This is a genomic window from Mucilaginibacter sp. L196 (genome assembly GCF_009765905.1).
Classification (GTDB): Bacteria; Bacteroidota; Bacteroidia; order Sphingobacteriales; family Sphingobacteriaceae; genus Mucilaginibacter.
On the sequence record NZ_LMUO01000011.1, the window covers coordinates 203177 to 228253 of the forward strand.

Here is a 25077-nt window from a genome sequence, read left to right on the forward strand (position 1 = left end):
CTATGATAAAACGTTCGTTAGTTATTTTTTACGCGGTAATTATTTACGCTGTTGCCGAGTTGATCTGGTGGGGTTACCAGTTGGTGAGCCTCCAACCTAAGCGTATCGGAATGATTTTGAGCGAAGGTTCGATGTTTGTGATCGTATTTTCGGTGGGTGCCTATTATTTGCATTCATCAATTAATAAGGAGCAGAAATTACAGGAACAAAAGAAAAACTTCCTGCTTTCGGTAACTCACGAGCTAAAATCGCCCCTGGCATCAATCAAAATCTTATTACAAACTATTCAAAAGCGAAATCTTACCAGAGATCAGGCATTGGATTTTATCGATAAATCGTTATTAGATATTGAGCGCCTGGACGATATGGTGGAGAATATGTTGCTGGCATCAAAAATTGATAACCGCTCTTATACTTTCCCTAAGGCCCAGTTTAACTTATCGGTTTTGGTGGATAGTATTGTCAATCGTTTGCAGATCACCAAATGCGATTGCAACCAGCAGATTATCGAAGCAGAGATTGAACCTAAAATTGAAATTACTGGTGATAAATTTGCGCTAACGTCGGTTGTAACTAACCTGGTTGAAAATGCTATCAAATATTCAAGCCCTTGTGAGGCGGTGGCTGTAAAGCTATTTTCGAAAGAAGGCAAGATCCATTTGCAGGTTGCGGATCATGGTATCGGTATAGCTGACAATGAAAAAAACCGTATTTTCGATAGGTTTTATCGGGTGGGCAGTGAAGATACACGTAACACAAAAGGCACCGGCCTGGGTTTGTTTATTGTGAAACAAGTGCTGGATAAGCACGAAGCAACCATCAGGGTTAAAGATAACCGCCCTGCCGGAAGCATTTTTGAAGTAGAATTTGCATTAACCTAAATTGTAAAGATATGCCAAACAAGAAAAGAATTTTATTAGCCGAAGATGAAGAACATTTATTAGAGGCCATCAAGCTTAACCTTGAACTGGAAGGTTATAAAGTATCAACCGCTAAAAACGGTAAAAAGGCATTACAGCTTTTTAAAGAAGAGCGTTTTAACTTAGTGATATTGGATGTGATGATGCCCGAAATAGATGGTTTTGTAGTTGCTGAAACTATCAGACTTGAAAATACCGAGGTGCCTATCATGTTCCTTACCGCTAAAAACACCAATGAGGACAAGATCACCGGCCTTAAAAAAGGTGCGGATGATTATCTAACTAAACCTTTCAACCTGGAAGAATTGATCCTTCGTGTTAACAATTTGGTTAAACGTAGTCTAAAAGGCGACGACCTGAAAGAGTTTAACAGCTATAAAATCGGGGATAAAACTATTCACTTTAACTCGTTTGAATTGGTTAATGGCGATGGCTCTATCACTCCTTTAACTAAAAAGGAAACCATGCTGTTAAAGCTTTTAATTGAGCGCAGGAATGATGCTGTATCGCGTGAGCAAATATTGGAAACCGTATGGAACTATGATGTATATCCATCAACCCGTACTATTGATAACTTTATCCTTACTTTCCGCAAATACTTTGAACCAGATCCTAAAAACCCGGTTTATTTCCATTCTATACGCGGTGTAGGTTATAAGTTTACTGATCAGCACTAAAGGAGATAGATGTTTACCAATACGGCACGGATATTTTTGATAGGGCTGTTTTTAGCTATGGGGCTTTTCTTTAGCTATGAACACGTGTACCAGTTGATGGCGGTGTCGTTAATGTTTATAGTGGTGCTGATCTGGGGGTATTTTAAAGAGGGTACTGTTATTATGGCGGCCAAAAGCTTCCATAAAAAGGATTATGTAAAATCGGAAGCACTGTTAAAACAAATAACAAACCCGGGTTGGCTCGCCAAAAAACGTCGTGGTTTTTACGAGTTCATCATGGGAGGTATAAGTCTGCAAAAACAGGATTATGACGCTGCCGAAAAGCATTACGAACTTGCCGCACAATTCCCGCTACGATCCGTTAATGATCATGTGGCGGCATTAGTGCATGTGGTGAACATCAGCATAAGGCAACACAATTATGATAAAGCTGCCGCTTATATTGAGCTGGCAAATAAACACCAGGAAAAGATCAACGCCAAAATGAAGGACGTGATAGAGAAACTGGAAAAAGAACTAAAACAACACAAATAGAGCGAGGAGTTAGGAGCGTGGAGCCGGATAAGCAAAAAGTATACTAATCCTGATTCTTGACTCTCAACTCTTGGTTCTCTGATATTATGAGAGATTCATTATTAACAAAAGCTGCATTTTCTGAGAAAACAAACCGTCCACCTGTATGGATGATGCGCCAGGCGGGTAGGTTTATGCCCGAGTACTGGGAAATTAAAAACAAATATTCTTTCCTGGAGATGTGTAAAACACCGGAGCTTGCTGCCGATGTTACCATGCTTCCGGTTGATTTATTAGGCATTGATGCAGCGATATTATTTTCGGATATATTGGTTACCGGCGAAGCAATGGGTGGAGATTTAAGCTTTACCCAGGGTGTTGGCCCTAAGTTTGCCAATCCTATACGTACTAAGGCTGATATTGATAAACTGGACACTCAGGTAGTACATAAACTACAATACGTGGCAGATGCTATTAAAGTAATACAGCAACGTTTAAACGATAGTATCCCGCTGATTGGTTTTGCAGGAGCGCCATTTACCGTAATGAGTTATTTGGTTGAAGGCGGGTCATCAAAAGACTTTAAGCTTACTAAATTGCTGATCCATAATGAGCCGGCATTAGCGCATCAACTTTTATCAAAAATCGCAACAGTAACGGCAGATTATTTAAACCTGCAAATTGCAGCCGGTGTAAATGCCGTACAAATATTCGATAGCTGGGCACAAGCATTGGCTTGGGATGATTATAAAGAATTTTCTCATCGCTATATTGTTGAGATCATCAGCAAACTGAACAGAAAAGATATCCCTGTGATCTCTTTCTGCAAAGGTAGCTCAGTTTTTGCGCCGCTAATGGCAGAGGCTAAACCGGATGTAATCTCTATTGACTGGAATGTTGACTTGTTAGATATTAAACAACGTTTACCGAAAGGCATAGCCGTACAAGGTAACCTTGACCCGCATGTTTTGTATGCTGATAAAAGGGTGATCAAAGAGCGCATCTACCGTTTATTCGATAGGATGAAAGGCGAAAACGGTTTCATATTCAACCTGGGTCATGGCATTATGCCTGATATCCCTTTTGATAATGTGAAATACGCGGTTGATGTGATTAAAGAGTTTAGTTACTAATACTAAATGTCATTGCGAGGAACGAAGCAATCGCGAACATGCTTACGTGCGATTGCTTCGTTCCTCGCAATGACAATTTAAATAAGCAATGTACCAATACATATTAGCCATACACATCATTTTTGTAGTCTGCTGGATGGCGGGGCTATTCTACATGGTACGCCTGTTTATTTACCACACAGAGGCGCAAGTCAAACCCGAACCCGATCGCACAATCTTATCCGACCAGTTTGAGATCATGGAGCGTAAGCTGTGGTATATTATCGCTACGCCATCAATGTATTTGGTGTTGGCTGCGGGTATAACTATGTTGTGCATAGCACCTGGATGGCTACAGCAACCCTGGCTGCATATTAAACTGGCTTTTGTAGGCTGTTTGGTTGTTTATCATTTTATCTGCCAAAATAAAATGAACCAAATGCGCAAAGGTATCTATAAATGGACATCAACCCAACTCCGCATATGGAATGAGTTAGCCACCATTCTTTTATTCGCGATAGTGTTTTTAGCAGTGCTGAAGAACACAGTTAGCTGGATATTCGGATTGATAGGTCTTATATTACTTTCATTGATCCTGATGTCGGCCGTGAAAATTTATAAGTACTATCGTACAAAAAAATAAATCTACTTCCTATTCGGCCCAGCCCTCCCCGGAAGGAAGGCCTTAAAAAGTCTCCCCTACCGGGGGAGATTTAGAGGGGGCTAAAAAAGTAAATCTATTTCTTTTCCTCAGACAAATAAAACGGCGCGGTCATAGCGCAGTAATATCCTAAAAACAGGAAAGATATTAACGGTATCCCTAAAACGCTTTCCATCACATAACGCCAGGTCATCGGCTTTAACGTGATCATGAGCAGGCTGAATAATACCGGCCTTACCAGCATAATAAATTCGTAAGCAAGCTCATTAAATAGCCAAAGCGCTATCAATAAAAAGCCAATATGTTTTGCGTTAAATTTACCAATGCACAGCTGTATTACTATAGCGAATAGCACCAATGGCAAATAGTTCCTAAGCAGCAGCACTATCTCATTAAACCAAATTAAGGCATGTGGATTAGTCGAAAATAACGTTTGCAATTGGGTATTCAGCCTGAACAATGCGCAATCCAGCAAAGCACAAACGGCTAGTGTTCCAACCAGATAAATAATATTTTTTATAGTTACTTTTTGGGTGAGATTAACTGAAAATATCGCCACAAAAAATATAAAAAGGGTTCTTGTCAGGTCGACAAAACTGTACGTGCTATTTACGCTGAACTTTAATATAAAAAAGCTCAGTACACTTACCGGTTGTGCTCGTATACCGGGGTCATAACTGCAATAGGTTGCCAATACCTGCGTTATCGCGAAGCAAAGTATGGTCCATAACAAAGCCACTTTTACAGTTGATGAGAAGTGCTTTTTATACACATCAACAAATTCGGTCAATAGCTTTTTAAGAAATAATGAAAATTGCATGTATACCTATTTGGGTCAAAAGTAAGATTAATCTTGATTGATAGATGTTTGATAACATTAATATTACTAAGTGAAGATGATAGTTTTTAAAGAAGCATGTCTGGCAATTTCTCTGAAATCTTTATCATCATTCAATAAAATGAGATCATTTTTCATAGCATAGGCAGCAATGAGGCAGTCGTTTGGTTTTCTTATAGTAACGCCTTTCTTGCGAAGGTCGCGATATAGTTTTGCCGCATTGTGGGCTAATTCATACTGATCCTCCACAAGCTGTATGAAGTTGTTAAAGTAATCAGCGATTAAGTCAAATTCCTTATCGTTCACTATTCCCTGTAAAACTTCCTGAACGATTACAGGGCAAGTGGCAATAATTAAATTGCTTAAGTTATTTCTCAAGTATAAGCTTGCATCAGTCTCTTTTCCCTTAAAAAAATTGATCCAAACAGATGTGTCAACTAAAACAATATCCACTATTCGTAAGCTTTATCATCTATCTCAATTTTACCCCAAAGTGCAGATAGTTTTCTTTGGTTTTCAATCGTAATATATAAGCGTAATGCTTCTTCAACTACAGCCTTCTTAGTTTTTATATTACTTAATTTTTGCGCTTTGGCCATTAGATCATCACTGATCTCAATATTCGTTCTCATACACATTAATTTTATTAAAGGTACACATAAAATACAAATTGCCCTAATATTTTAACAATAGCCAAACATTTCCCCTTTAAATTCATCTTACCTTTAACCTTTCAATCTAAATACTTCCAATTATGAGATTAACCTCTACTATTATATTATTGATGCTGACGATGAGCGTTTTTGCTCAAAGCAAAAAGTATAGGCGGGTAATCGATTCAACCAATAATCCCGATGGTAGAACGCTTAAATACGGTTATGCCAATGCTGGTTCTGATTCGGCAGGTGATACTATCCGCCATACCCATCATAAAGCGCCTGGTTTTAGGTTTGGATTAACGTTCTCCCGTATAGATTTTGGTTTATCCACCCTGCTAGATAATAATAGTTTCAGGCTATCCCCGCAAAATCAATTTCTGCGTTATCGCTCGTGGAAAACAACTAATGTCGGGTTTGATGTTATGCAATTCGGTTATCGCTTCAGTAGTTCGTTTAAAATTAATCTGTCGGCAGGTTTCGACTGGACATTGACCCGCTTGCGCGAGAATGTTACTATTTTACAACACCAACCACAGTTGAGTTATGTAAATGACAATATAGATTTCAGTAAGAACCGGTTTTCGGCAACATATCTACGTTTACCACTTGGCTTTGAATTCCGCACACATGACGATGCTGATGGCACAGCATTCCATTTTGTTATAGGCCCGGAAGGTGGCATTTTACTTAGCGGCCGTTTAAAACAAGTAAGCGCTGAACATGGCACCCAAAAGTTTACCAGCGATTATAATTTTCAAAAGTTCCGCTATGGTCCATTTGTGCGGATCGGTTACGGCGCATTTGGTGTTTATGCCAAATATTACATGAATGATATGTTTGCGGATAGCCCCGACCAAAAAGGGCTCAAAAATCTTTCCTTTGGTATAATGTTAGGTTTTTAACATCGCCATTTACTGTTTTACGTATCTTTACAATCAATGGCAGATCCTACTTTTTTACAGGCAATATCAATCAGTAAAATATATCCCGGTGAACGGATTTCGGGCGTTTCAAAAACCAGTCTTACTATTCAGCAAGGAAAAATTACTGCCATAATAGGCGAAAGCGGCAGCGGCAAGAGTACTTTGTTACGTTTGCTATATGGTTTGCTTGACCCAGATGAAGGCATTATTCATTTTAAGGGTGAACGTGTTTGGGGCCCGGTTGAAAAGCTTATCCCCGGCCATGATGCCATGAGGATGGTTACCCAACACACCGACGACCTTAATCTGTTTGCCAAGGTTTGGGATAATATTGCGGTACTGATACCTAATACCAATATCCAAACCAAGCAAGAAAAGGTAAGTCAGATATTAAGTCTTCTTAACATGGCACACTTGGCAAATAGGCGTGTATTTGATTTGAGCGGCGGCGAGAAACAGCGTGTTGCTTTGGCTAGAGCTATTATCACCCGACCAGAAGTGTTATTGCTGGATGAACCATTTAACCAGGTTGATACATCGTTTCGTGAAGACTTGCAGCAGGACATCCGCAACATAGTTAAGGAAACAGGCCTTACGGTTATTATGGTATCACATGACCCATCCGAAATACTTTCTATGGCTGATGAGCTGATCGTGATGAAGGATGGTGAAATACTGGAATCTGGCGATCCAGTTGCCATGTATTCAAATCCTCAGTTTTTGTATACTGCCAGTCTTTTAGCCAATTGCAATATTTTAGATAAAGAGAAAGCTAAGCTTTGTGGTATAACGCTAAAGCCTAAAAAGAAAACTATCGCTATCTATCCCGAGTGGATCGAAATAAGCCCGGCTAAAACTTCTGAGTGGACAATTAGCTCAATATTATTTAAAGGGTTTTACGAGGATGTAATGGTGGAGAAAGATGGAGTAGAATTAAGGGTGCGCATCCATTTTACTAGAAAATATGCGGCAGGCCAAAAAGTGAATTTAAAGGTCAACAAGTATTTAGAGTATTAAAATAAAAGCCTCCTTACACTCGCTGTTCGGAGGCTTTAACCTAAACCTTATCACAATCACACGGATGTGTGTATGAATAACAAAGCTAAACATCTACTCATCGTAATACATTGGCTATATATTCCAAATATTGGGCTTAATTGCTGATTAAATATTCCTGATTGTTGTGTTAAGATCAATGATGGATTTATACCAATCCTCTTACTTCCTTAAGCACCATGGTCATGCTTTCAGCTTCTCTATTTACCCAGTTGTCGTAATCTTCGATAGCTTTTAGGCGGTCATTATTGGAGATATAACCTTCCTCTACCATTTGAGTTGAAACGGCCACTTTAGACCATATCCCAACCCGTGGGATAAAATTATCCTGCCCTTTCGTATAAACCTCATCGGCATTAAATACCTGGATGTTTTTAAGCCCCGCTTCTGCAAAATAGCTTGACAGGTCTTCGGCTATATGGTTATTCATGCCAGCATCTGCCCGCCATCTTAAAAAAGTAGCGTAAAACTGCAGCATGCTTTCCGGTGGGGACGGAGCCCATGATAAAAGTTCGTGATTATAATCTAATACAGAGATTTGTCCGCCGGGTCTTAAAAAATGTTTAAAGCGAGTCAAGGCCTCAACCGGGTTATTCAACCATTGTAATACCCGTGCTGATACCACTAAGTCGAATTTTTCAGTAGTATCAAACTGAAAAACATCAGCATAAATAAGCTCGAGGTTCTTTACGGCTTGGTAAGTTTCTTTACCGCTTTCAATAAAATGCGCTGTATTATCAATCCCGGTTACGGAACCTTGTGGGCCAACTATGGCGGCAATATCTTTAGATATGGCACCTGTACCGCAACCAACATCTAAAACCCGCATGCCGGGTTTTAGGATGGGTATTAATGTAGAATAATCTGTTTGTAGGCTTCGGTTATCAAACAATTTGGTGCTGGTATCACCATCCCTTTTGATGTTCTTATTCATTACACCAGGTATTCAAATAAAGTTTGATTACTATTGATCTCGATCACCTCAAATCTATGAGCAACCATCCGTTGCAATAACGCAGGGTAGTCGTTAGCATCTTTTAGTTCGATACCTACCAAAGCAGGGCCGTTTTCTTTAGATGTTTTTTTGATGAACTCAAAACGGGTAATATCATCGCCGGGTCCTAATACATTATTCACAAATAGTTTTAATGCACCCGGACGTTGCGGAAAACGAACAATGAAATAATGCTTCAAACCTTCATACAGCAGAGACTTTTCTTTGATCTCCTGCATGCGTTCAATATCATTATTGCCACCGCTAATAACGCAAACAACTTTTTTGCCTTTGATCTGCTCTTTGCATAAATCAAGCACCGCTACCGATAACGCACCTGCAGGTTCAACCACAATAGCATCCTCGTTATATAATTTGAGGATAGTAGTACACACTTTACCTTCGGGCACCAGTAGCATATCATCCAATATCTCGCTGCATATCTGGTAGTTGAGTGATCCTACACGTTTAACTGCCGCGCCGTCAACAAAACGATCAATCTGCTCTAAGGTAACCGGGCCTTTATTTTCAAGAGCCCCAACCATTGATGGCGCGCCTTCAGGTTCAACCCCGATCAATAAGATGTTCGGATTTTGTTGTTTAAGATAACTGCCTGTTCCGGCTGCCAAGCCACCACCGCCAATAGGCATAATAACCGCATCAACATCCGGCAGATCATTCATTATTTCAACACCAACCGTTCCCTGGCCTTCAATAATCCGGTGATGATCAAAAGGAGGGATGAAGGTCATATTATGCGCTTCGGTATAAGCCAAAGCTTCACGCAGGCAATCATCAAAAGTATCGCCGGTTAATACCAGTTCCACGTTGCCGTTCCCAAACATCTCTGTTTGTTTAACTTTTTGTTTTGGGGTGATCTCGGGCATAAAAATTACACCACGAGTACCTAATTTTTTGCACGAAAATGCCACACCCTGTGCGTGATTACCCGCACTGGCGCAAACCACACCACGGCTCATCTGCTCTTCAGTCAGCTGACTGATCATGTTGTAAGCGCCACGTAATTTATACGAGCGTACAACCTGCAAGTCCTCACGTTTTAAATAGATCTCGCATTCGTATTTTTCAGACAGGCCGGCGTTATATTCTAAGGGCGTGTTCCTAACTACACCGTTAAGCCGCTCGGATGCTGCTTCAAAATCAAGCTTATTTTCAGTTTCCGTATCCATCATTAGTTCTTCTCCAACTTGAATGAAACTAAACTGTGCAGGTCGTCATCGTTAATGTCCAGCTTGCTATCAGCAAGTGTTAAAAAGTTATGGTAGGCTGTATTTAACTCATTTTTATCCAGGTTGATGCCAAGACGCTCCAAGTGGTATTTTAAAGCATGCCTGCCGCTGCGTGCGGTAAGTACAATACTAGCACTCGGGAAACCAACATCTTCCGGACGAATGATCTCGTAATTCTCGCGATTTTTCAAGAACCCATCCTGGTGTATGCCTGAGCTATGCGCGAAAGCGTTAGCGCCAACAATAGCTTTATTAGGCTGAACGATCATACGCATCTGCGTGCTAACCATGTGGCTCAACTCATAAAAGTTTTTTGGGTTGATGTTGGTATAAAGGCCAATATCATGCGTTTTCAATATCATCACTACTTCTTCTAACGAAGTATTGCCTGCACGTTCGCCGATACCGTTAATGGTAGCTTCAACTTGGCGCGCACCGTTTTGCAAGCCTGCAATAGAGTTGGCAGTAGCCAGGCCTAAATCATTATGGCAATGCACCGATATAATGGCTTTATCAATATTTTTAACGTTTTCTTTTAGGAAACGGATCTTGCTACCATATTGATCAGGCAGGCAATAACCGTTAGTATCAGGGATGTTCACCACTGTTGCCCCTGCGGCGATAACTGCTTCAACCATTTGCGCTAAATAAACTACATCGGCACGACCAGCATCTTCAGCATAAAACTCGATATCCTCAACAAATTTTTTGGCATATTTCACTGCATCAACGGCACGTTCTAAAATTTCTTCGCGCGTACTGTTAAATTTATGCTTGATATGCATATCAGATGAACCGATACCGGTATGGATACGCGGATGTTTAGCATATTTTAATGATTCAGCCGCAGCATCAATATCACCTTTATTCGCACGGGTTAAGGCGCAAATGGTAGGGTGTTTTACCGCTTTTGATATCTCAACCACGCTTTGAAAATCGCCAGGGCTTGAGATAGGGAATCCTGCCTCAATAATATCTACACCCAAAGCCTCCAGTTCGCGGGCTATTTCAACTTTCTCAGGGGTTGTCAGCTGGCAGCCCGGTACCTGCTCGCCGTCGCGAAGCGTAGTATCAAAAACATAAACGCGGTTGGGATCGTGTAACATAATTTCTCCTTTTAATATTTTTTATTCAGTATCAACTAGCTAGTATCAAGTATCGAGACAAAAAGAATTAGATCTCACTGTCTTGATACTAAATACTTGCTACTCTTTTATCGCTATAAATCTTAATCTCTTGTAATCAGCATGCCATTCGCCATCATTGTTATAATCGGGCTCAAGTGCGTCTGCAATCTCTTCTAATATCTGGTCGGTTTCTTCGGGTTTAACTCCTTTGAAGAACGTTGGGCCGAACATTTTCAACCATTTGGCAACACCTTCGCGTTCGCCCTGTAACAATGTCTGCCTGTCGAAATGTGCTGCAAACGTTACCCTAAAACCTTGTGCTTCCAATTTGCTGGTGTATTCGCCTAATGATGGAAAGTACCACAATTTATTTTCTGCCATGGGCTCATGGCCATGTTTTTTTAATACCTGTTGTGTGGCCGCTATCATTTTTTGTACGTTCCCTTTACCACCCATTTCGGCGACAAATCTGCCGCCGGGTTTAAGGCTCTGGTACACACATTTAATAGCCGCGTCGGGATTCAATATCCAGTGTAGGGTAGCGTTGGAAAAAACCGCGTCGAAAGGTTTTTCAAAACTGAAATCAGCGCCATCGGCTACTTCAAAATCAACACCAGGATAAGTTTCCTTTGCTAATTTAATCATTTCCGGCGAGGAATCAATTCCCGTAACTATGCCGCCACGATCCTGTATGCGCTGCGTTAAATGACCTGTTCCACACCCCAAATCCAACACACGTTCCTTGCGTTTTACATCCAATAACTCCAGCACATTCTCGCCGTATTCAAATACGAAGGAATGTTTATCGTCATACAGTTCAGCGTTCCATTGCATAGTTAAGCCCCCTCTAAATCTCCCCCGGTAGGGGAGACTTTTAAATTGTCAAATTTTGTTAAGCCCCCCTACCGGGGAGGGTTTGGGTGGAGCTTATAAGTACTCCAGTACTTTTTGCCCCATTGCTTTAGTGCCCAGTATTTTATCTTTAGCGGTATTGCTATCAGCTATATCACCTGTACGGAAACCGTTTTTCAAAGTTTTATCAATTGCCGATGTTATTTTTTTAGCTTCTTCTTTCAATCCAAAGCTAATTTCCAACATCAATGCTACCGATAGGATAGACGCTAACGGATTAGCTTTATCCTGTCCTGCAATATCATGAGCTGAACCATGTATCGGTTCAAAAAATCCTGTGCCATCACCTGTAGAAGCAGATGCCAGCATACCCATTGAACCTGTGATTTGCGATGCCTCATCAGTTAAAATATCACCAAAGAGATTCGCGGTTAATACCACATCAAACTTTTTAGGATTTTTAACCAGTTGCATAGCCGCGTTATCAATAAACATGTGTTCAGTTTCCACATCAGGGTATTGTTTAGCTACATCCTGAACAACCTCGCGCCATAAGCGTGATGTTTCCAAAACGTTTGCCTTATCTACCGAACATAATTTCTTACCACGAAGACGTGCAGCTTCATATGCTTTTATAGCGATACGTTCCACTTCGTAGCGTGAATAGATCATTAGATCAGATGCGGTAGCTCTGTCTTCGCTGCGTTTTTTCTCGCCGAAATAAACATCACCGGTCAGTTCACGGAAAAATAGAATATCTGTTCCTTTAATGATCTCAGGTTTCAGGCTTGATGCATCCAGCAGCTCATCAAATAACATGATGGGGCGCAGGTTTGCATACAAACCAAGCTCCTTACGTATCTTTAATAAACCCTGCTCAGGTCTTACCTTAGCCGAAGGATCGTTATCATATTTCGCATGACCAACTGCGCCGAAAAGTATGGCATCGCTGGCTTTTGCTTTAGCTAAAGTTTCGTCAGGTAGCGGGCTGCCGGTTGCTTCAATAGCAACATGACCCATCAAAGCTTCGTCAAAAGTAAACTCATGACCGAAATCTTTACCAATTTGTTCCAATACGGCCTTACCCCAGGTAGTAACCTCAGGTCCGATGCCATCACCGGGTATTACTAATATGTGTTTTTTTAGTCCCATGAACCCCCCAACCCCCTAAAGAGGGAGTATTTTAGTGTGTGAATTATTATTTTTAGCCCTCTTGTTCTCCCTTCAGGGGGCTAGGGGGTTTTCAAACTCCGTTATCAATTCCTTTTTACTCAATATATAATCAATATCATCATAGCCGTTGGTCATGCAAGCTTTTTTGTAAGGGTTAACCTCAAAGCTTTCCTTTTCGCCGGTAGCTACAATTTTGATGAACTGATCAACCAGATCGATCTCAATAACTGCATGCTCATCAGCAAAAACAGCATCGAATATTTTCTTCAGGAAATCTTCGCTTACCTGTACTGGTAGTAAACCGTTGTTTAGCGCGTTGCCTTTAAAAATATCAGCAAAAAAGCTGCTTACCACGGCATCAAAGCCGTAATCGGCAATAGCCCATGCAGCATGCTCGCGACTGCTTCCGCAACCGAAGTTTTTGCCTGCGACTAATATTTTGCCGCTGTAGTTAGGGTTATTCAGGATGAAATCCGTTTTAGGGTTATCATTCTCATCAAAACGCCAATCGCGGAATAAGTTATTGCCAAAACCTTCGCGGGTAGTGGCTTTCAAGAAACGAGCTGGAATAATCTGATCTGTATCGATGTTCTCGATAGGTAAAGGCACCACGCTGGTTTGTATGTGTTTGAATATTTTAGTCGCCATAGCAATTAACTATTTTCGTAATGTTCAACAATCGGAAAAGGATCATAAAAATGATGTAACAGGCTTTTCCACTCCTGGTATTCTGTTGATTCCCTGAAACCAACCGTATGATCGGTTAATGTTTCCCACTCAACTAATAAAATGAACTGACTTGTATTTTCAATACATCTTTTAAGCTGATGAGAGATATAACCTTTCATTTTTGATATGATATGCTTTGCTTGAGAAAATGCTTTCAAGAAATCATCTTCCAAACCGGGTATCACATTTAATATAGCTACTTCAAGTATCATTATTTTTTATATTTTATGTCATTGCGAGGAACGAAGCAATCGCGAACTCTGTATAGTCGCTTTTCTCTGTGCGATTGCTTCGTACCTCGCAATGACAATTATTTAGTTCAGACTAATTCTTTCTCTTTCAAAAATTCTCTAATATCCGTAACCTTCCCAGTTATTGCCGAAGCTGCCGCGGTTAAGGGGCTTGCCAAAAATGTGCGGGAGTTTGGTCCTTGTCGGCCTTCAAAGTTTCTGTTTGAGGTAGATACGCAGTATTTTCCTGCGGGGATTTTGTCCTCATTCATACCTAAGCAAGCGCTGCATCCTGGCTCTCTCAACGGGAAACCTGCTGCATCAAATACTTTATCTAAACCTTCGCGGATTGCTTGCTCCTGTACCTGTTTTGATCCCGGAACCACCCAAACCGTAACATTATCGGCTTTGTGTTTTCCTTTTACAAACTCAGCTACCTGGCGCAGATCCTCAATACGGGAGTTGGTACAGCTACCGATGAATACATAATCAATAGGCTTGCCTAGTAATTGCTCATCATCATGCAGGCCCATATATTCAAGGGCTTTTTTGTACGATCCCTGTTCTTTAGCTTCAAATGATGCGGTTTCAGGAACATGTTGCGTTACGCCGATACCCATACCCGGGTTAGTACCATAGGTTATCATCGGCTCAATATCTTCAGCTCTAAAGCTTAGTACCGAATCAAATTCTGCGTCATCATCAGAATATAATGTTTCCCAATAAGCTACCGCTTTATCCCATTCTTCACCTTTAGGGGCAAATTCACGGCCTTTAACATAGTTAATGGTCGTTTCATCCGGAGCGATTAATCCGCAACGGGCACCCATTTCGATGCTCATGTTACAGATGGTCATACGGCCCTCCATACTTAATGAGCGAATGGTATCGCCTGCATATTCAACCGCGTAACCTGTACCGCCTGCGGCAGAGATCTGCGCGATGATGTATAGGATGATGTCCTTAGCGCCAACGCCTTTTTGTAATTTGCCGTTAACTTCAATTTTCATGCGTTTTGGGCGTTGTTGTAACAGGCATTGTGTTGCCATTACCTGCTCAACCTGCGATGTGCCTATACCAAACGCGATAGCTCCAAAGGCGCCATGGGTTGAGGTGTGGCTATCGCCGCAAACATAAGTGCCACCCGGACGGGTAATACCCAGCTCAGGGCCTATTACGTGGACTATTCCTTGAAAGGGGTGGCCCAAACCATATAGTTCAATACCAAATTCTGCACAATTTTTTGTGAGCATGTCAACCTGGTAACGGGAAAGTTCTTCTTTAATGGGTAAGTGCTGGTTCCATGTAGGAACGTTGTGATCGGCTGTCGCGACCGTTTGTTTTGGCCTGAAGACCGGTAACCCTCTTTGGCGCAAGCCATCAAATGCCTGTGGGCTGGTTACTTCGTGAATAAAATGTGTATCGATGTAAAGTATATCCGGAAATCCCTCGTTGCTACTGACGACGTGTGCATCCCAGATCTTATCAAATAATGTCTGTCCCATTGTAGTATTAAGTAGTTAGTATCAAGTATCAAGTAAAAACTTAGTACCTGGTACAGGTAGTTTTTGGTTTATTAACTGGTATTAATTTATTGGTAAAAATACTAATAAATTAATACCAGTTATATATCAAGTTTTAGCATCAGGCGCAATCAAAGAAGTCTTGATACCTGATACTAAATACTTGATACTAATTACGCTTCTACAACCTGATTTTCAGGGCGAAGGCTGCGTACAGTTTTACCTGATTGCCAGATTTCGCTTTCGCGTAGTTCTTTTAATTCAGCATCCAGTTTTTCGCGGTAATCAGGTTGGCTATTTAAGTCGATTGAGCGTTGTGACTCTTTACCTGTTGCTACGCTATTGTATAATTCTTCAAATACTGGTTTAGTAGCATCACGGAATTTTTTCCACCAATCCAAAGCACCACGTTGTGCTGTAGTTGAGCAATTTGCATACATCCAATCCATGCCATTTTCTGCAACTAAAGGCATTAATGATTGAGTTAATTCTTCAACAGTTTCGTTGAAAGCTTCAGATGGAGAGTGACCATTTGCACGCAATACATCGTACTGAGCTGCAAAAATGCCCTGGATACATCCCATCAAAGTACCACGCTCGCCGGTTAAATCGCTATAAACTTCTTTTTTGAAGTTAGTTTCGAATAAGTAACCGCTACCTACAGCGATACCTAAAGCTATAACACGATCAAATGCTTTACCAGTAGCATCCTGAAAGATAGCATAGCTTGAATTTAAGCCACGACCTTGTAGGAACATACGACGCAATGAAGTACCTGATCCTTTAGGAGCAACTAAAAATACGTCAACATCCGCAGGAGGGATAATGCCGGTTTGCTCATTAAAAGTGATACCGAAACCATGAGAAAAATATAATGCTTTACCCGGAGTTAAGTGTTTTTTAACAGTTGGCCATAGCGCAATTTGTGCAGCATCGCTTAATAAATAGCAAATAACGGTTCCTCTTTCAAGCGCCTCTTCAATTTCAAAAAGGGTTTCGCCCGGTACAAAGCCATCATTCACAGCTTTATCCCATGTTTTTGTGCCTTTACGTTGGCCAACAATTACGTTGATACCATTGTCTTTTTGATTTAACGCCTGGCCCGGACCTTGAACGCCATAGCCAATTACTGCTACAACTTCATTTTTTAATACTTCCTGAGCTTTTGATAAAGGGAACTCCTCGCGGGTTACTACGTTTTCTTCAGTTCCGCCGAAATTTAATTTTGCCATTGTTTTGATTTTTGATTTCACCGATGTTTTTTGATTTCATCGATGTGTTGTTTTCTATTTAAATTTTATCAGTTAACTAATTTATATTCCCTTGCGGGATATGGTTTACATGGTGAATACTTTTTGACCTTGGTTCAAGTATTCATTTTCAATCACGTCTTCGCCCGGTTCCAGTCTTTCAAACTCTCTTAATTTAGAGTTGAAGCCATCGCTATCTTTAATAATAGCAACCCTTGCACTGCGAACAAACTCGATCAAACCGTAAGGCTGCAATATATTGATCAGTGCATCAGTTTCTTCACGGTGGCCGGTGGTTTCAAACACGGTATAGTCCTTACGCAAAACTACTACACGTGCACCATTTTCGCGCAATAAGCGTTCCACACTTACCTGCTCGGCAATTACATCGGTAGATACCTTGTATAACGCCATTTCCTGCCATATCACATCTGCATTGGTGTGGTAATATACTTTTAACACTTCCACCTGTTTTTCAATCTGGCGGCAAACTTTACGTACTACCTCTTCAGATTCAGTAATCACGATATTGAAACGGTGAATACTGTCGATCTCCGATGGAGAAGTATTCAAGCTATCGATATTGATTTTACGGCGTGTAAATATAATAGCTATCCGGTTTAAAAGACCAATCTGGTTCTCCGTGTAAACCGTGATGTTAAATTCCTGTTTATCAGCCCCACCTAAATCCTCCCCGGCAGGGAGGACTTTATTATTTTGAATTTTAAGATTTTCCATTTTTTTATTTTTTTTACTCCTCCCTTCCGGGGAGGTCGGGTGGGGCTGTTATTTTAACCTGATTTCGCTTACACTGCATCCTTGCGGTACCATAGGGAATACATTATTCTCTTTAGTAACCATTACTTCAAGCAGATACGAGCCGTTATGGTTCATCATCGTTTTTAAAGCATCAACCAATTCTTCACGTTCGTTTATGCATTTGCCTTCTATGCCGTAGCCTTTAGCTACCATTACAAAGTCGGGGCTCTGAATATCAACGAATGAGTAACGGCGGTCATTAAATAACTCCTGCCATTGGCGCACCATACCTAAAAAACGATTGTTCAATATGATTATTTTAACGTTGATTCCTGTTTGCATAATGGTGCCTAATTCCTGCAAAGTCATTTGGAAACCGCCATCACCAATAATGGCAACAACATCACGATCCTGAGCGCCAAATTTAGCGCCTATCGCCGCAGGCAAAGCAAAGCCCATAGTGCCTAAACCACCACTGGTAACATTACTGCGTGTTTTGTTAAGTTTAGCATAACGGCAGGCTACCATTTGGTGCTGGCCAACATCACTAACGATAACTGCATCACCATTGGTTAGTTCGTTTAGTTGTTTGATCACTTCACCCATGGTCATTTCACCGGATGTTGGGTTAAGCTCATCATGTATTACAGCATCAACTTCTTTTTGGGTGTACTCATTAAAAAGTTTAAGCCATTCGGTATGTTCTTTTTTGTCAACCAAAGCAGTAAGCGCTGGCAAAGTTTCTTTGCAATCGCCCCAAACCGGAACAGTGCTTTTTACATTTTTGTCGATCTCGGCAGGGTCAATATCCAAGTGGATAACTTTGGCTTGCTTTGCGTATTTATCTAAACGGCCAGTTACACGATCATCAAAACGCATCCCGATAGCGATCAATACGTCGCAATCATTAGTTAATACGTTTGGTCCGTAGTTACCGTGCATGCCCAGCATACCCACGTTAAGCGGGTGATCTGTTGGGATAGCGCCAGCACCTAAGATAGTCCAGGCAGATGGAATGCCACTTTTCTCAACAAAAGCTTTAAACTCCTGCTCGGCGCTGCCTAAAATTACACCTTGTCCCCAAAGTATAAACGGTTTTTTAGCTTGATTGATCAGCGCTGCAGCTTCCTGTACGTATTGCTGGCGGACGATTGGTTTCGGCCTGTAGCTGCGGATATGATCGCACTGTACGTAACCTTTATAATCGAACTTCTGGATCTGCGCGTTTTTGGTAATATCGATTAAAACCGGTCCTGGTCTGCCGCTTTTAGCAATATAGAAAGCTTTGGCAATAACCTCAGGGATTTCAGTTGCATCAGTTACCTGATAATTCCATTTGGTAACCGGGGTAGTAATGTTGATCACATCAGTTTCCTGGAAAGCATCGGTACCCAACAAATGCGCAAACACTTGTCCTGTGATACACACTAACGGCGTGCTGTCAATCTGTGCATCAGCCAAACCGGTAACCAGGTTGGTAGCACCCGGGCCGCTGGTTGCAAACACCACACCCACTTTGCCAGATGTACGTGCGTAGCCCTGCCCTGCATGTATGCCGCCTTGCTCGTGACGGACCAATATGTGATTTAATTTTTCTTTGTAATCATACAAAGCGTCATAAATCGGCATAATAGCGCCACCTGGATAACCAAAAATGGTATCCACACCCTCAATGATCAATGCCTCTAATAAGGCTGCCGATCCTGTGAGTTCAACTGCTTTCTCTTGAGTAGCAGGTGCTTTTAGTGTTTCATTTGCAACTTCCATATTTTATTTAAGTTTCACCGATGTTTTATTGATTTCACCGATTTATTCTGAAAATTCTTTAATTCTTTTAATTCTGGTTCAGACTACATTTCATCAGTTACACAACCTTCTGCGGCGGTGCTTACTGTTTTCGCGTATTTATAAAGTAATCCTTTGCTTACCTTTAGAGCCGGTTGTTTCCAGGCTGCTTTGCGGGCGGCAAATTCTTCATCGCTTATCATTACATTAATGGTGCGGTTTATGGCATCAATAAATATCCTGTCTTCATCCTTCACAAAGGCAATACCCCCGCCGTCATAAGCTTCCGGCGTGATGTGACCGACGACAAACCCGTGGGTGCCACCAGAGAAACGACCATCTGTAATTAAAGCTACCGAGCTACCCAAACCTGCGCCAAATATGGCGGATGTTGGTTTCAACATCTCAGGCATGCCGGGTGCGCCTTTTGGCCCAACGTTACGGATAACCACTACATCGCCTTTTTTTACCAATCCAGTTTGGATACCATGTATCAACTCAAATTCACCGTCGAATACACGGGCAGGGCCTTCAAAGCTAGTGCCTTCTTTACCGGTGATCTTGGCTACGCTGCCACCTTCGGCAAGGTTTCCGTATAATATCTGTAAGTGGCCGGTGGCTTTTATCGGGCTTTCAACAGGGAAAATTACTTTTTGTGTATCAAAGTTTATTTCCGGGATTTCCTCCATGTTTTCAGCAATGGTTTTGCCTGTAACAGTAAGGCAATTGCCATTCAGCAAGCCTTTTGCAAGCAGGTATTTCATTACGGCGGGTACACCACCAATATTGTGCAGGTCTTCCATCATGTATTTACCGCTTGGCTTCATATCTGCCAATACAGGGATGCGGTTACTTACCGCCTGGAAATCATCCTGCGTTAATTTTACACCAATACTTTTAGCCATCGCAATCAAATGCAATACAGCATTGGTTGATCCGCCTAATACCATAATTACCACTATCGCATTTTCAAATGCTTCGCGGGTCATGATATCTGATGGTTTTATATCTTTTTCTAATAGAATCTTGATTGCTTTACCTGCTGCTAAGCATTCTGCTTTCTTCTCATCGCTTAAAGCAGGGTTTGAAGAAGAGTAAGGCAAGCTCATTCCCAAAGCCTCAATAGCTGCAGCCATAGTGTTGGCAGTATATATACCACCGCATGCTCCGGCGCTTGGACAAGCATTTTTTATCACGCCTATAAAATCCTCATCGGCTATTTGACCGGCTATTTTTTTACCTAGAGCCTCAAATGCTGATACGATGTTCAGATCTTCACCTTTCCAGTGGCCTGGTTTAATAGTTCCACCGTAAACCATTATAGACGGGCGGTTTAAACGGCCCATGGCCATAATAGAACCCGGCATGTTTTTATCGCACCCCGGGAGAGTGATAACACCATCATAATATTGCGCGCCAACAACCGCTTCAATTGAATCGGCAATTACATCACGACTAACCAATGAGTAACGCATACCTTCGGTACCATTGCTCATACCATCGCTCACACCAATGGTATGGAAAATAAGGCCAACCATTTCAGCATCCCAAATACCTTGTTTAATAATTTTAGCCAAATCATTAAGGTGCATGTTGCAGGTGTTACCATCATAACCCATACTTGCCACGCCTACTTGCGGTTTCTGCATATCGTCATCAGTCAGACCGATTCCGTATAGCATGGCCTGTGCGGCTGGCTGTGTAGGATCCTGTGTAAAGGTTTTACTATATTTGTTTAATTCCACATTATTAGTGCCTGGTGTACTCATACTATATCTTAATTTCTTTCAGGGTTATACCGATCTGTTGTTGTATTGATAATTAGTGAATCAATATTTGAAAGTTAGTTATAGCTATCGCCAATAACAATAGCTGCAAAAATAAATTTTGATTTAGTATTATATTTTATTTTTATACAATATTTCAGAATTTAATTCTGAAATATTTATTTATGAAGATACATAATTTTTTTATAAATATACCAAAGTTCAAAACGGTATTCGGTACGTAATTTATGCATGCATAGTAATAGGCTGATTTTCTGCCTGAAATGGGGGAATGGCTTGAGAAATAATGTGTATCTTCTGTGAAATAATGTATAATCGGAAATAACAATCAATATCTTTAAAACTTTAAATCACAACGAAGTTATTGATGGTAGAATTAGATTTCGAAATATTACCAATTAGTTTGTTGGGCGACTATCTGAAAGTAGCTGATAGGAGTATTCAGCAAAATTTTGACAATTTAACTGATAGCGAATTGTCGGCAGGTGCATTTAGTTTTTATACTTCGGTATCCGCAGTATTTTCATCAAAAATAGAGGGGGAGGATATTGAGCTTGATTCTTTTATTAAGCATAAGAAATGGGATGTAAAGTTTCTTCCCGATCATACCCAAAAGATTGATGACCTGTATGAAGCCTATCAATTCGCCCAAAAAAGTGAATTGACAGCGTCGGCAGTTGAACAGGCGCATATTCTACTAACCCAACATATTTTACAAAAGCATTATCGTGGTAAAATACGTACCGACAACATGTTTGTAACTACAAGCGATGGAAAAATTGAATATGTAGCTTGTTTGCCAAATAAGGTAGGTACTGAGTTAAGCAAGTTATATAATGATATAGCTTCGCTGATGAATATAGAACTCACCATAGAAGAAACTTTTTTCTTCGCATCCTTAATTCATTTGGTTTTTGTGAAAATACATCCGTTTGATGATGGCAATGGCAGAACGGCAAGATTAATTGAAAAATGGTTCCTGGCGAGGAAACTGGGCGACAACGCATGGTATCTGCAATCAGAGAAATATTATTATAATCAGCATCAAACCTATTATAAAAATATCAGGCTCCTGGGCTTGGAATACGAGTTGTTGGATTATTCAAAAGGATTGCCATTTTTGTTAATGTTATCCCATACATTAACAGCCGATAATAAAGCATAAAAAAAGCCTGCATAACAATATACAGGCTTTTTCAAAATCTTAAAAAGGATATTTTATCGGTGAGTGATGCCTTCGGCTAATACGGTAACCACATTATTCAAGGCTTCAACAACGCCACCCTGGATCAAAAACACCTCTTCTTTACCGGAGCCGCCGCGTACTATCAGTTTACCATCCTGCAAAGTAGAGATGATAGGGGCGTGGTGGTTCAATATCTCGAATGAACCCAGAGTACCCGGCAAGGTTACCGAAGTAGCTTCGCCTTCAAATACTTTTTTATCAGGAGTAAGAATTTCTAAAGTCATGTTTTTTGTTAGATATGAGATTTGAGATATGAGATGTGAGACAAATGCTCAACTCAATTCAAACCCGATGTCAAATTTAAAATGTTAGATATGAGTCTCAATTCTCATATCTAACAGCTCATATCTTAGTTATTAGCTTCTGCTAATAATTTTTTACCTTTTTCAATAGCGTCTTCGATGCCGCCTACAAGGTTGAATGAACCTTCAGGATACTCATCAACTTCGCCATCCATAATCATGTTAAAGCCTTTGATGGTTTCTTTAATATCAACCAATACACCTTTTAAACCGGTGAATTGCTCAGCAACGTGGAACGGCTGTGATAAGAAACGCTGAACACGGCGAGCACGAGATACAGTTAATTTATCTTCTTCAGATAACTCGTCCATACCAAGGATCGCGATAATATCCTGAAGCTCTTTGTAACGTTGTAAAATTTCTTTCACACGTTGAGCTGTATTGTAATGCTCATCACCTAAGATAGCAGGGCTAAGGATACGTGAAGTTGAATCCAATGGATCCACCGCAGGGTATATACCTAACTCGGCAATTTTACGTGAAAGTACAGTTGTAGCATCTAAGTGGGCAAATGTTGTTGCCGGTGCAGGGTCAGTTAAATCATCCGCAGGAACGTAAACGGCCTGTACAGATGTGATTGAACCACGTTTGGTTGAAGTAATACGCTCCTGCATGGTGCCCATTTCTGTTGCCAATGTTGGCTGGTAACCTACCGCAGATGGCATACGGCCTAATAAAGCCGATACTTCAGATCCTGCTTGTGTAAAGCGGAAGATGTTATCAATAAAGAATAATATATCACGGCCTTTACCTTCAGCATCACCATCACGGAAATATTCAGCGATAGTTAAACCTGATAATGCCACACGTGCACGTGCACCAGGAGGCTCATTCATTTGTCCGAAAACGAAGGTTGCTTTTGATTCTTTCAAATCTTCAGCATTTACTTTGCTCAGGTCCCAACCACCTTCTTCCATTGAATGCATAAATTCGTCACCATATTTAATGATGCCTGACTCAAGCATTTCACGAAGTAAGTCGTTTCCTTCACGGGTACGCTCACCAACACCTGCAAACACTGATAAACCAGAGTATGCTTTCGCGATGTTGTTGATCAATTCCTGAATTAATACAGTTTTACCAACACCGGCACCACCGAATAATCCAATTTTACCACCTTTTACATAAGGCTCTAGCAAATCGATAACCTTAATACCGGTAAACAGTACTTCAGTTTCGGTTGATAGATCCTCGAAACGTGGAGGAAGCGCGTGGATAGGGCGGCTATTAGTCCTGTCTATTTGCTCAATACCATCAATTGCATCGCCAACCACGTTAAATACACGGCCTTTAATGTTATCACCTACAGGCATCCTAATGGCAGATTCGGTATCAACTACCGGCATCCCGCGCAATAAACCATCTGTTGAGTCCATCGCTACTGCACGTACGCGATCTTCGCCTAAATGCTGCTGAACTTCAAGAATGATTTTTTGGCCATTATCTTTTGTAATTTCTAACGCGTTAAAAATTTTAGGAAGTTGCGAGTTATCACTAAAGCTTACGTCAACTACCGGACCGATGATCCGTGAGATTTTTCCAATGTTTGGCATATATAACCTGGTATTTTTAAAATTTTAATATGAAATAATATCCACAAATAGATAAGATGCTATTTCAGAGGCGCAAAGTTAAGATTTATTGACTAATATTTAAAGAGTAAATTTCAGATTTTTAAAGCCTATGGGAATTATAGTTAAAAAATGACCGTCAGGCCTTTATCTGCTCAAAGTCAAGCACTATTTTGCCAATATGTTCGCTGCTTTCCATCAGCCGGTGAGCGGCTGCAGCCTGGTCGGCCGGGAAAACTTTGTAGATGATGGGTTTTATTTCGCCGGATTTTAGGAGCGGCCAAATATTTTTTTCGAGATTTTGGGCGATGGCGGCTTTAAATGATATTTCCCTGGAGCGCAGCATAGAGCCGGTAATCGTTAATCTTTTGCGCATCACTATTGATAGATCAATATTAGCATCCTTGCCTTTCATGGTATTAATGAATACAAGTCTGCCATCTTCAGCCAATGATTGCAGGTTGGGCGCGGTATAGTCGCCGCCTATCATATCTAAAATAACATCAACACCTTTATTATGGGTAAGTTGTTTTATTACGTCAGCAAAGTTTTCTGTTTTGTAGTTGATGGGTTTTGCCGCGCCAAGTTCTTCACAGAACTTGCATTTTTCATCGCTGCCCGCCGTTGCATAAACCGTGCTGCCCAAAGCTTTTGCCATTTGAATGGCCGTTACGCCGATTCCGCTTGAACCACCATGAACCAGCAGACTTTCGCCTTTTTGCAGATGTCCGCGGTCAAACACATTGCTCCAAACGGTAAAAAAAGTTTCTGGCAGCGATGCCGCTTCAATAAACGACAAGTTTTGGGGGATGGGCAAGCATTGGTCTGCGGGTGCGTTGCAATAGTCGGCGTAACCTCCGCCTATTACCAGCGCGCAAACTTTATCGCCAACTTTCCAGCGGGTAACATTGGCACCGATTTCAACAATAGTTCCTGCGATCTCTAAACCTGGGATATCCTGAGGGGCACCAGCAGGTGGCGGATAATTACCCTTGCGCTGAAACACATCCGGGCGATTAATGCCCGCCGCCGCTACTTTAACCAATACCTCATCTGCAGTAAAAGTTGGTTTGGGGCGTTCGGTAAGTTGTAAAACTTCGGGGGCGCCGGGTTGGGTAATTATTATGGCTTTCATCAAGG

Annotated in this window: 26 protein-coding genes; 8 read left to right on the plus strand and 18 right to left on the minus strand. The window is 41.1% G+C overall.

What is annotated here, in order from left to right; translation table 11 throughout:
- The first annotated feature begins 5 nt into the window (after nt 1-5).
- The 5 genes from GSQ74_RS08375 to hemJ all read left to right on the plus strand — a co-directional run bounded on the left by GSQ74_RS08375 (nt 6) and on the right by hemJ (nt 3865).
- The gene (locus tag GSQ74_RS08375) at nt 6-881 is read left to right on the plus strand and encodes a cell wall metabolism sensor histidine kinase WalK (RefSeq protein ID WP_158992741.1); all 876 of its coding nucleotides are present in this window, start codon (nt 6-8) and stop codon (nt 879-881) included.
- A gap of 11 nt (nt 882-892) precedes the next feature.
- Nucleotides 893-1597: a response regulator transcription factor gene (locus GSQ74_RS08380; protein WP_158992130.1), complete on the plus strand. Its 705-nt coding sequence runs from the start codon at nt 893-895 to the stop codon at nt 1595-1597.
- A gap of 9 nt (nt 1598-1606) precedes the next feature.
- Entirely contained in the window at nt 1607-2131 is a 525-nt protein-coding gene (locus GSQ74_RS08385) for a tetratricopeptide repeat protein (protein ID WP_158992132.1), read from the plus strand.
- 86 nt (nt 2132-2217) lie between these two features.
- Nucleotides 2218-3243 (plus strand): uroporphyrinogen decarboxylase, encoded by a 1026-nt coding sequence (gene hemE / locus GSQ74_RS08390; protein ID WP_158992134.1) that lies wholly within the window; start codon nt 2218-2220, stop codon nt 3241-3243.
- An 88-nt stretch (nt 3244-3331) separates the two neighbouring features.
- On the plus strand, nt 3332-3865 hold the full coding sequence (gene hemJ / locus GSQ74_RS08395; protein ID WP_158992136.1) for a protoporphyrinogen oxidase HemJ: 534 nt from the start codon (nt 3332-3334) through the stop codon (nt 3863-3865).
- A gap of 94 nt (nt 3866-3959) precedes the next feature.
- Here the strand turns inward: hemJ and GSQ74_RS08400 are convergent, their stop codons facing one another.
- The 3 genes from GSQ74_RS08400 to GSQ74_RS08410 form a co-directional block, all read right to left on the minus strand.
- Nucleotides 3960-4703 (minus strand): hypothetical protein, encoded by a 744-nt coding sequence (locus tag GSQ74_RS08400; protein ID WP_158992138.1) that lies wholly within the window; start codon nt 4701-4703, stop codon nt 3960-3962.
- Nucleotides 4704-4769: 66 nt separating this feature from the next.
- Nucleotides 4770-5174: a PIN domain-containing protein gene (locus GSQ74_RS08405; RefSeq protein ID WP_216846706.1), complete on the minus strand. Its 405-nt coding sequence runs from the start codon at nt 5172-5174 to the stop codon at nt 4770-4772.
- Complete coding sequence (locus GSQ74_RS08410; protein ID WP_158992140.1) at nt 5174-5353, minus strand: type II toxin-antitoxin system VapB family antitoxin; 180 nt, start codon at nt 5351-5353, stop codon at nt 5174-5176. Before GSQ74_RS08410 ends, GSQ74_RS08405 begins: the two co-directional genes overlap by 1 nt.
- A 122-nt stretch (nt 5354-5475) precedes the next feature.
- Here GSQ74_RS08410 and GSQ74_RS08415 point away from each other — a divergent pair, with 122 nt between their 5' ends.
- Both GSQ74_RS08415 and GSQ74_RS08420 read left to right on the plus strand, forming a co-directional pair.
- The gene (locus GSQ74_RS08415) at nt 5476-6282 is read left to right on the plus strand and encodes an outer membrane beta-barrel protein (protein ID WP_158992142.1); all 807 of its coding nucleotides are present in this window, start codon (nt 5476-5478) and stop codon (nt 6280-6282) included.
- Between the two features lie 36 nt (nt 6283-6318).
- A complete protein-coding gene (locus tag GSQ74_RS08420) occupies nt 6319-7320 on the plus strand; it encodes an ABC transporter ATP-binding protein (protein WP_158992144.1) in 1002 nt (333 codons plus the stop codon).
- A 187-nt stretch (nt 7321-7507) separates the two neighbouring features.
- Here the strand turns inward: GSQ74_RS08420 and GSQ74_RS08425 are convergent, their stop codons facing one another.
- From GSQ74_RS08425 to ilvD, 12 genes are all read right to left on the minus strand, one after another.
- On the minus strand, nt 7508-8293 hold the full coding sequence (locus GSQ74_RS08425) for a methyltransferase domain-containing protein (RefSeq protein ID WP_158992146.1): 786 nt from the start codon (nt 8291-8293) through the stop codon (nt 7508-7510).
- Nucleotides 8293-9543 (minus strand): threonine ammonia-lyase IlvA, encoded by a 1251-nt coding sequence (gene ilvA, locus GSQ74_RS08430; protein WP_174236925.1) that lies wholly within the window; start codon nt 9541-9543, stop codon nt 8293-8295. The genes GSQ74_RS08425 and ilvA overlap by 1 nt, the downstream gene beginning before the upstream one ends.
- A gap of 2 nt (nt 9544-9545) precedes the next feature.
- A complete protein-coding gene (locus GSQ74_RS08435; RefSeq protein WP_158992150.1) occupies nt 9546-10709 on the minus strand; it encodes a 2-isopropylmalate synthase in 1164 nt (387 codons plus the stop codon).
- A 99-nt stretch (nt 10710-10808) separates the two neighbouring features.
- A complete protein-coding gene (locus tag GSQ74_RS08440) occupies nt 10809-11564 on the minus strand; it encodes a trans-aconitate 2-methyltransferase (protein WP_158992152.1) in 756 nt (251 codons plus the stop codon).
- 93 nt (nt 11565-11657) lie between these two features.
- Nucleotides 11658-12734 (minus strand): 3-isopropylmalate dehydrogenase, encoded by a 1077-nt coding sequence (gene leuB / locus GSQ74_RS08445; RefSeq protein ID WP_158992154.1) that lies wholly within the window; start codon nt 12732-12734, stop codon nt 11658-11660.
- A 72-nt stretch (nt 12735-12806) separates the two neighbouring features.
- On the minus strand, nt 12807-13403 hold the full coding sequence (gene leuD, locus GSQ74_RS08450) for a 3-isopropylmalate dehydratase small subunit (protein ID WP_158992156.1): 597 nt from the start codon (nt 13401-13403) through the stop codon (nt 12807-12809).
- A 5-nt stretch (nt 13404-13408) separates the two neighbouring features.
- The gene (locus GSQ74_RS08455; protein ID WP_158992158.1) at nt 13409-13696 is read right to left on the minus strand and encodes an antibiotic biosynthesis monooxygenase; all 288 of its coding nucleotides are present in this window, start codon (nt 13694-13696) and stop codon (nt 13409-13411) included.
- A 107-nt stretch (nt 13697-13803) separates the two neighbouring features.
- Nucleotides 13804-15219, minus strand: a complete 1416-nt coding sequence (leuC, locus tag GSQ74_RS08460; RefSeq protein ID WP_158992160.1) for a 3-isopropylmalate dehydratase large subunit — start codon at nt 15217-15219, stop codon at nt 13804-13806.
- Nucleotides 15220-15410: 191 nt separating this feature from the next.
- Complete coding sequence (gene ilvC, locus GSQ74_RS08465; protein ID WP_158992162.1) at nt 15411-16469, minus strand: ketol-acid reductoisomerase; 1059 nt, start codon at nt 16467-16469, stop codon at nt 15411-15413.
- 105 nt (nt 16470-16574) lie between these two features.
- Nucleotides 16575-17225, minus strand: a complete 651-nt coding sequence (gene ilvN / locus GSQ74_RS08470) for an acetolactate synthase small subunit (RefSeq protein WP_254060833.1) — start codon at nt 17223-17225, stop codon at nt 16575-16577.
- A 48-nt stretch (nt 17226-17273) separates the two neighbouring features.
- Complete coding sequence (gene ilvB, locus GSQ74_RS08475) at nt 17274-19013, minus strand: biosynthetic-type acetolactate synthase large subunit (protein WP_158992164.1); 1740 nt, start codon at nt 19011-19013, stop codon at nt 17274-17276.
- An 83-nt stretch (nt 19014-19096) separates the two neighbouring features.
- Complete coding sequence (gene ilvD / locus GSQ74_RS08480) at nt 19097-20800, minus strand: dihydroxy-acid dehydratase (RefSeq protein WP_216846707.1); 1704 nt, start codon at nt 20798-20800, stop codon at nt 19097-19099.
- Between the two features lie 385 nt (nt 20801-21185).
- Between ilvD and GSQ74_RS08485 the strand changes: the two genes are divergently transcribed.
- Nucleotides 21186-21983, plus strand: a complete 798-nt coding sequence (locus tag GSQ74_RS08485) for a Fic family protein (protein ID WP_158992166.1) — start codon at nt 21186-21188, stop codon at nt 21981-21983.
- A 53-nt stretch (nt 21984-22036) separates the two neighbouring features.
- Here GSQ74_RS08485 and atpC read toward each other — a convergent pair whose 3' ends face one another.
- The 3 genes from atpC to GSQ74_RS08500 all read right to left on the minus strand — a co-directional run bounded on the left by atpC (nt 22037) and on the right by GSQ74_RS08500 (nt 25072).
- A complete protein-coding gene (gene atpC, locus GSQ74_RS08490; protein ID WP_158992168.1) occupies nt 22037-22288 on the minus strand; it encodes an ATP synthase F1 subunit epsilon in 252 nt (83 codons plus the stop codon).
- 125 nt (nt 22289-22413) lie between these two features.
- Nucleotides 22414-23919 carry a F0F1 ATP synthase subunit beta gene (gene atpD, locus GSQ74_RS08495; RefSeq protein ID WP_158992170.1) on the minus strand — a complete coding sequence of 502 codons (1506 nt, stop codon included), beginning with the start codon at nt 23917-23919 and terminating at the stop codon, nt 22414-22416.
- Nucleotides 23920-24076: 157 nt separating this feature from the next.
- Nucleotides 24077-25072, minus strand: coding sequence for an NAD(P)H-quinone oxidoreductase (locus GSQ74_RS08500; RefSeq protein WP_158992172.1), 996 nt, complete (start codon nt 25070-25072; stop codon nt 24077-24079).
- Between the last annotated feature and the right edge of the window lie 5 nt (nt 25073-25077).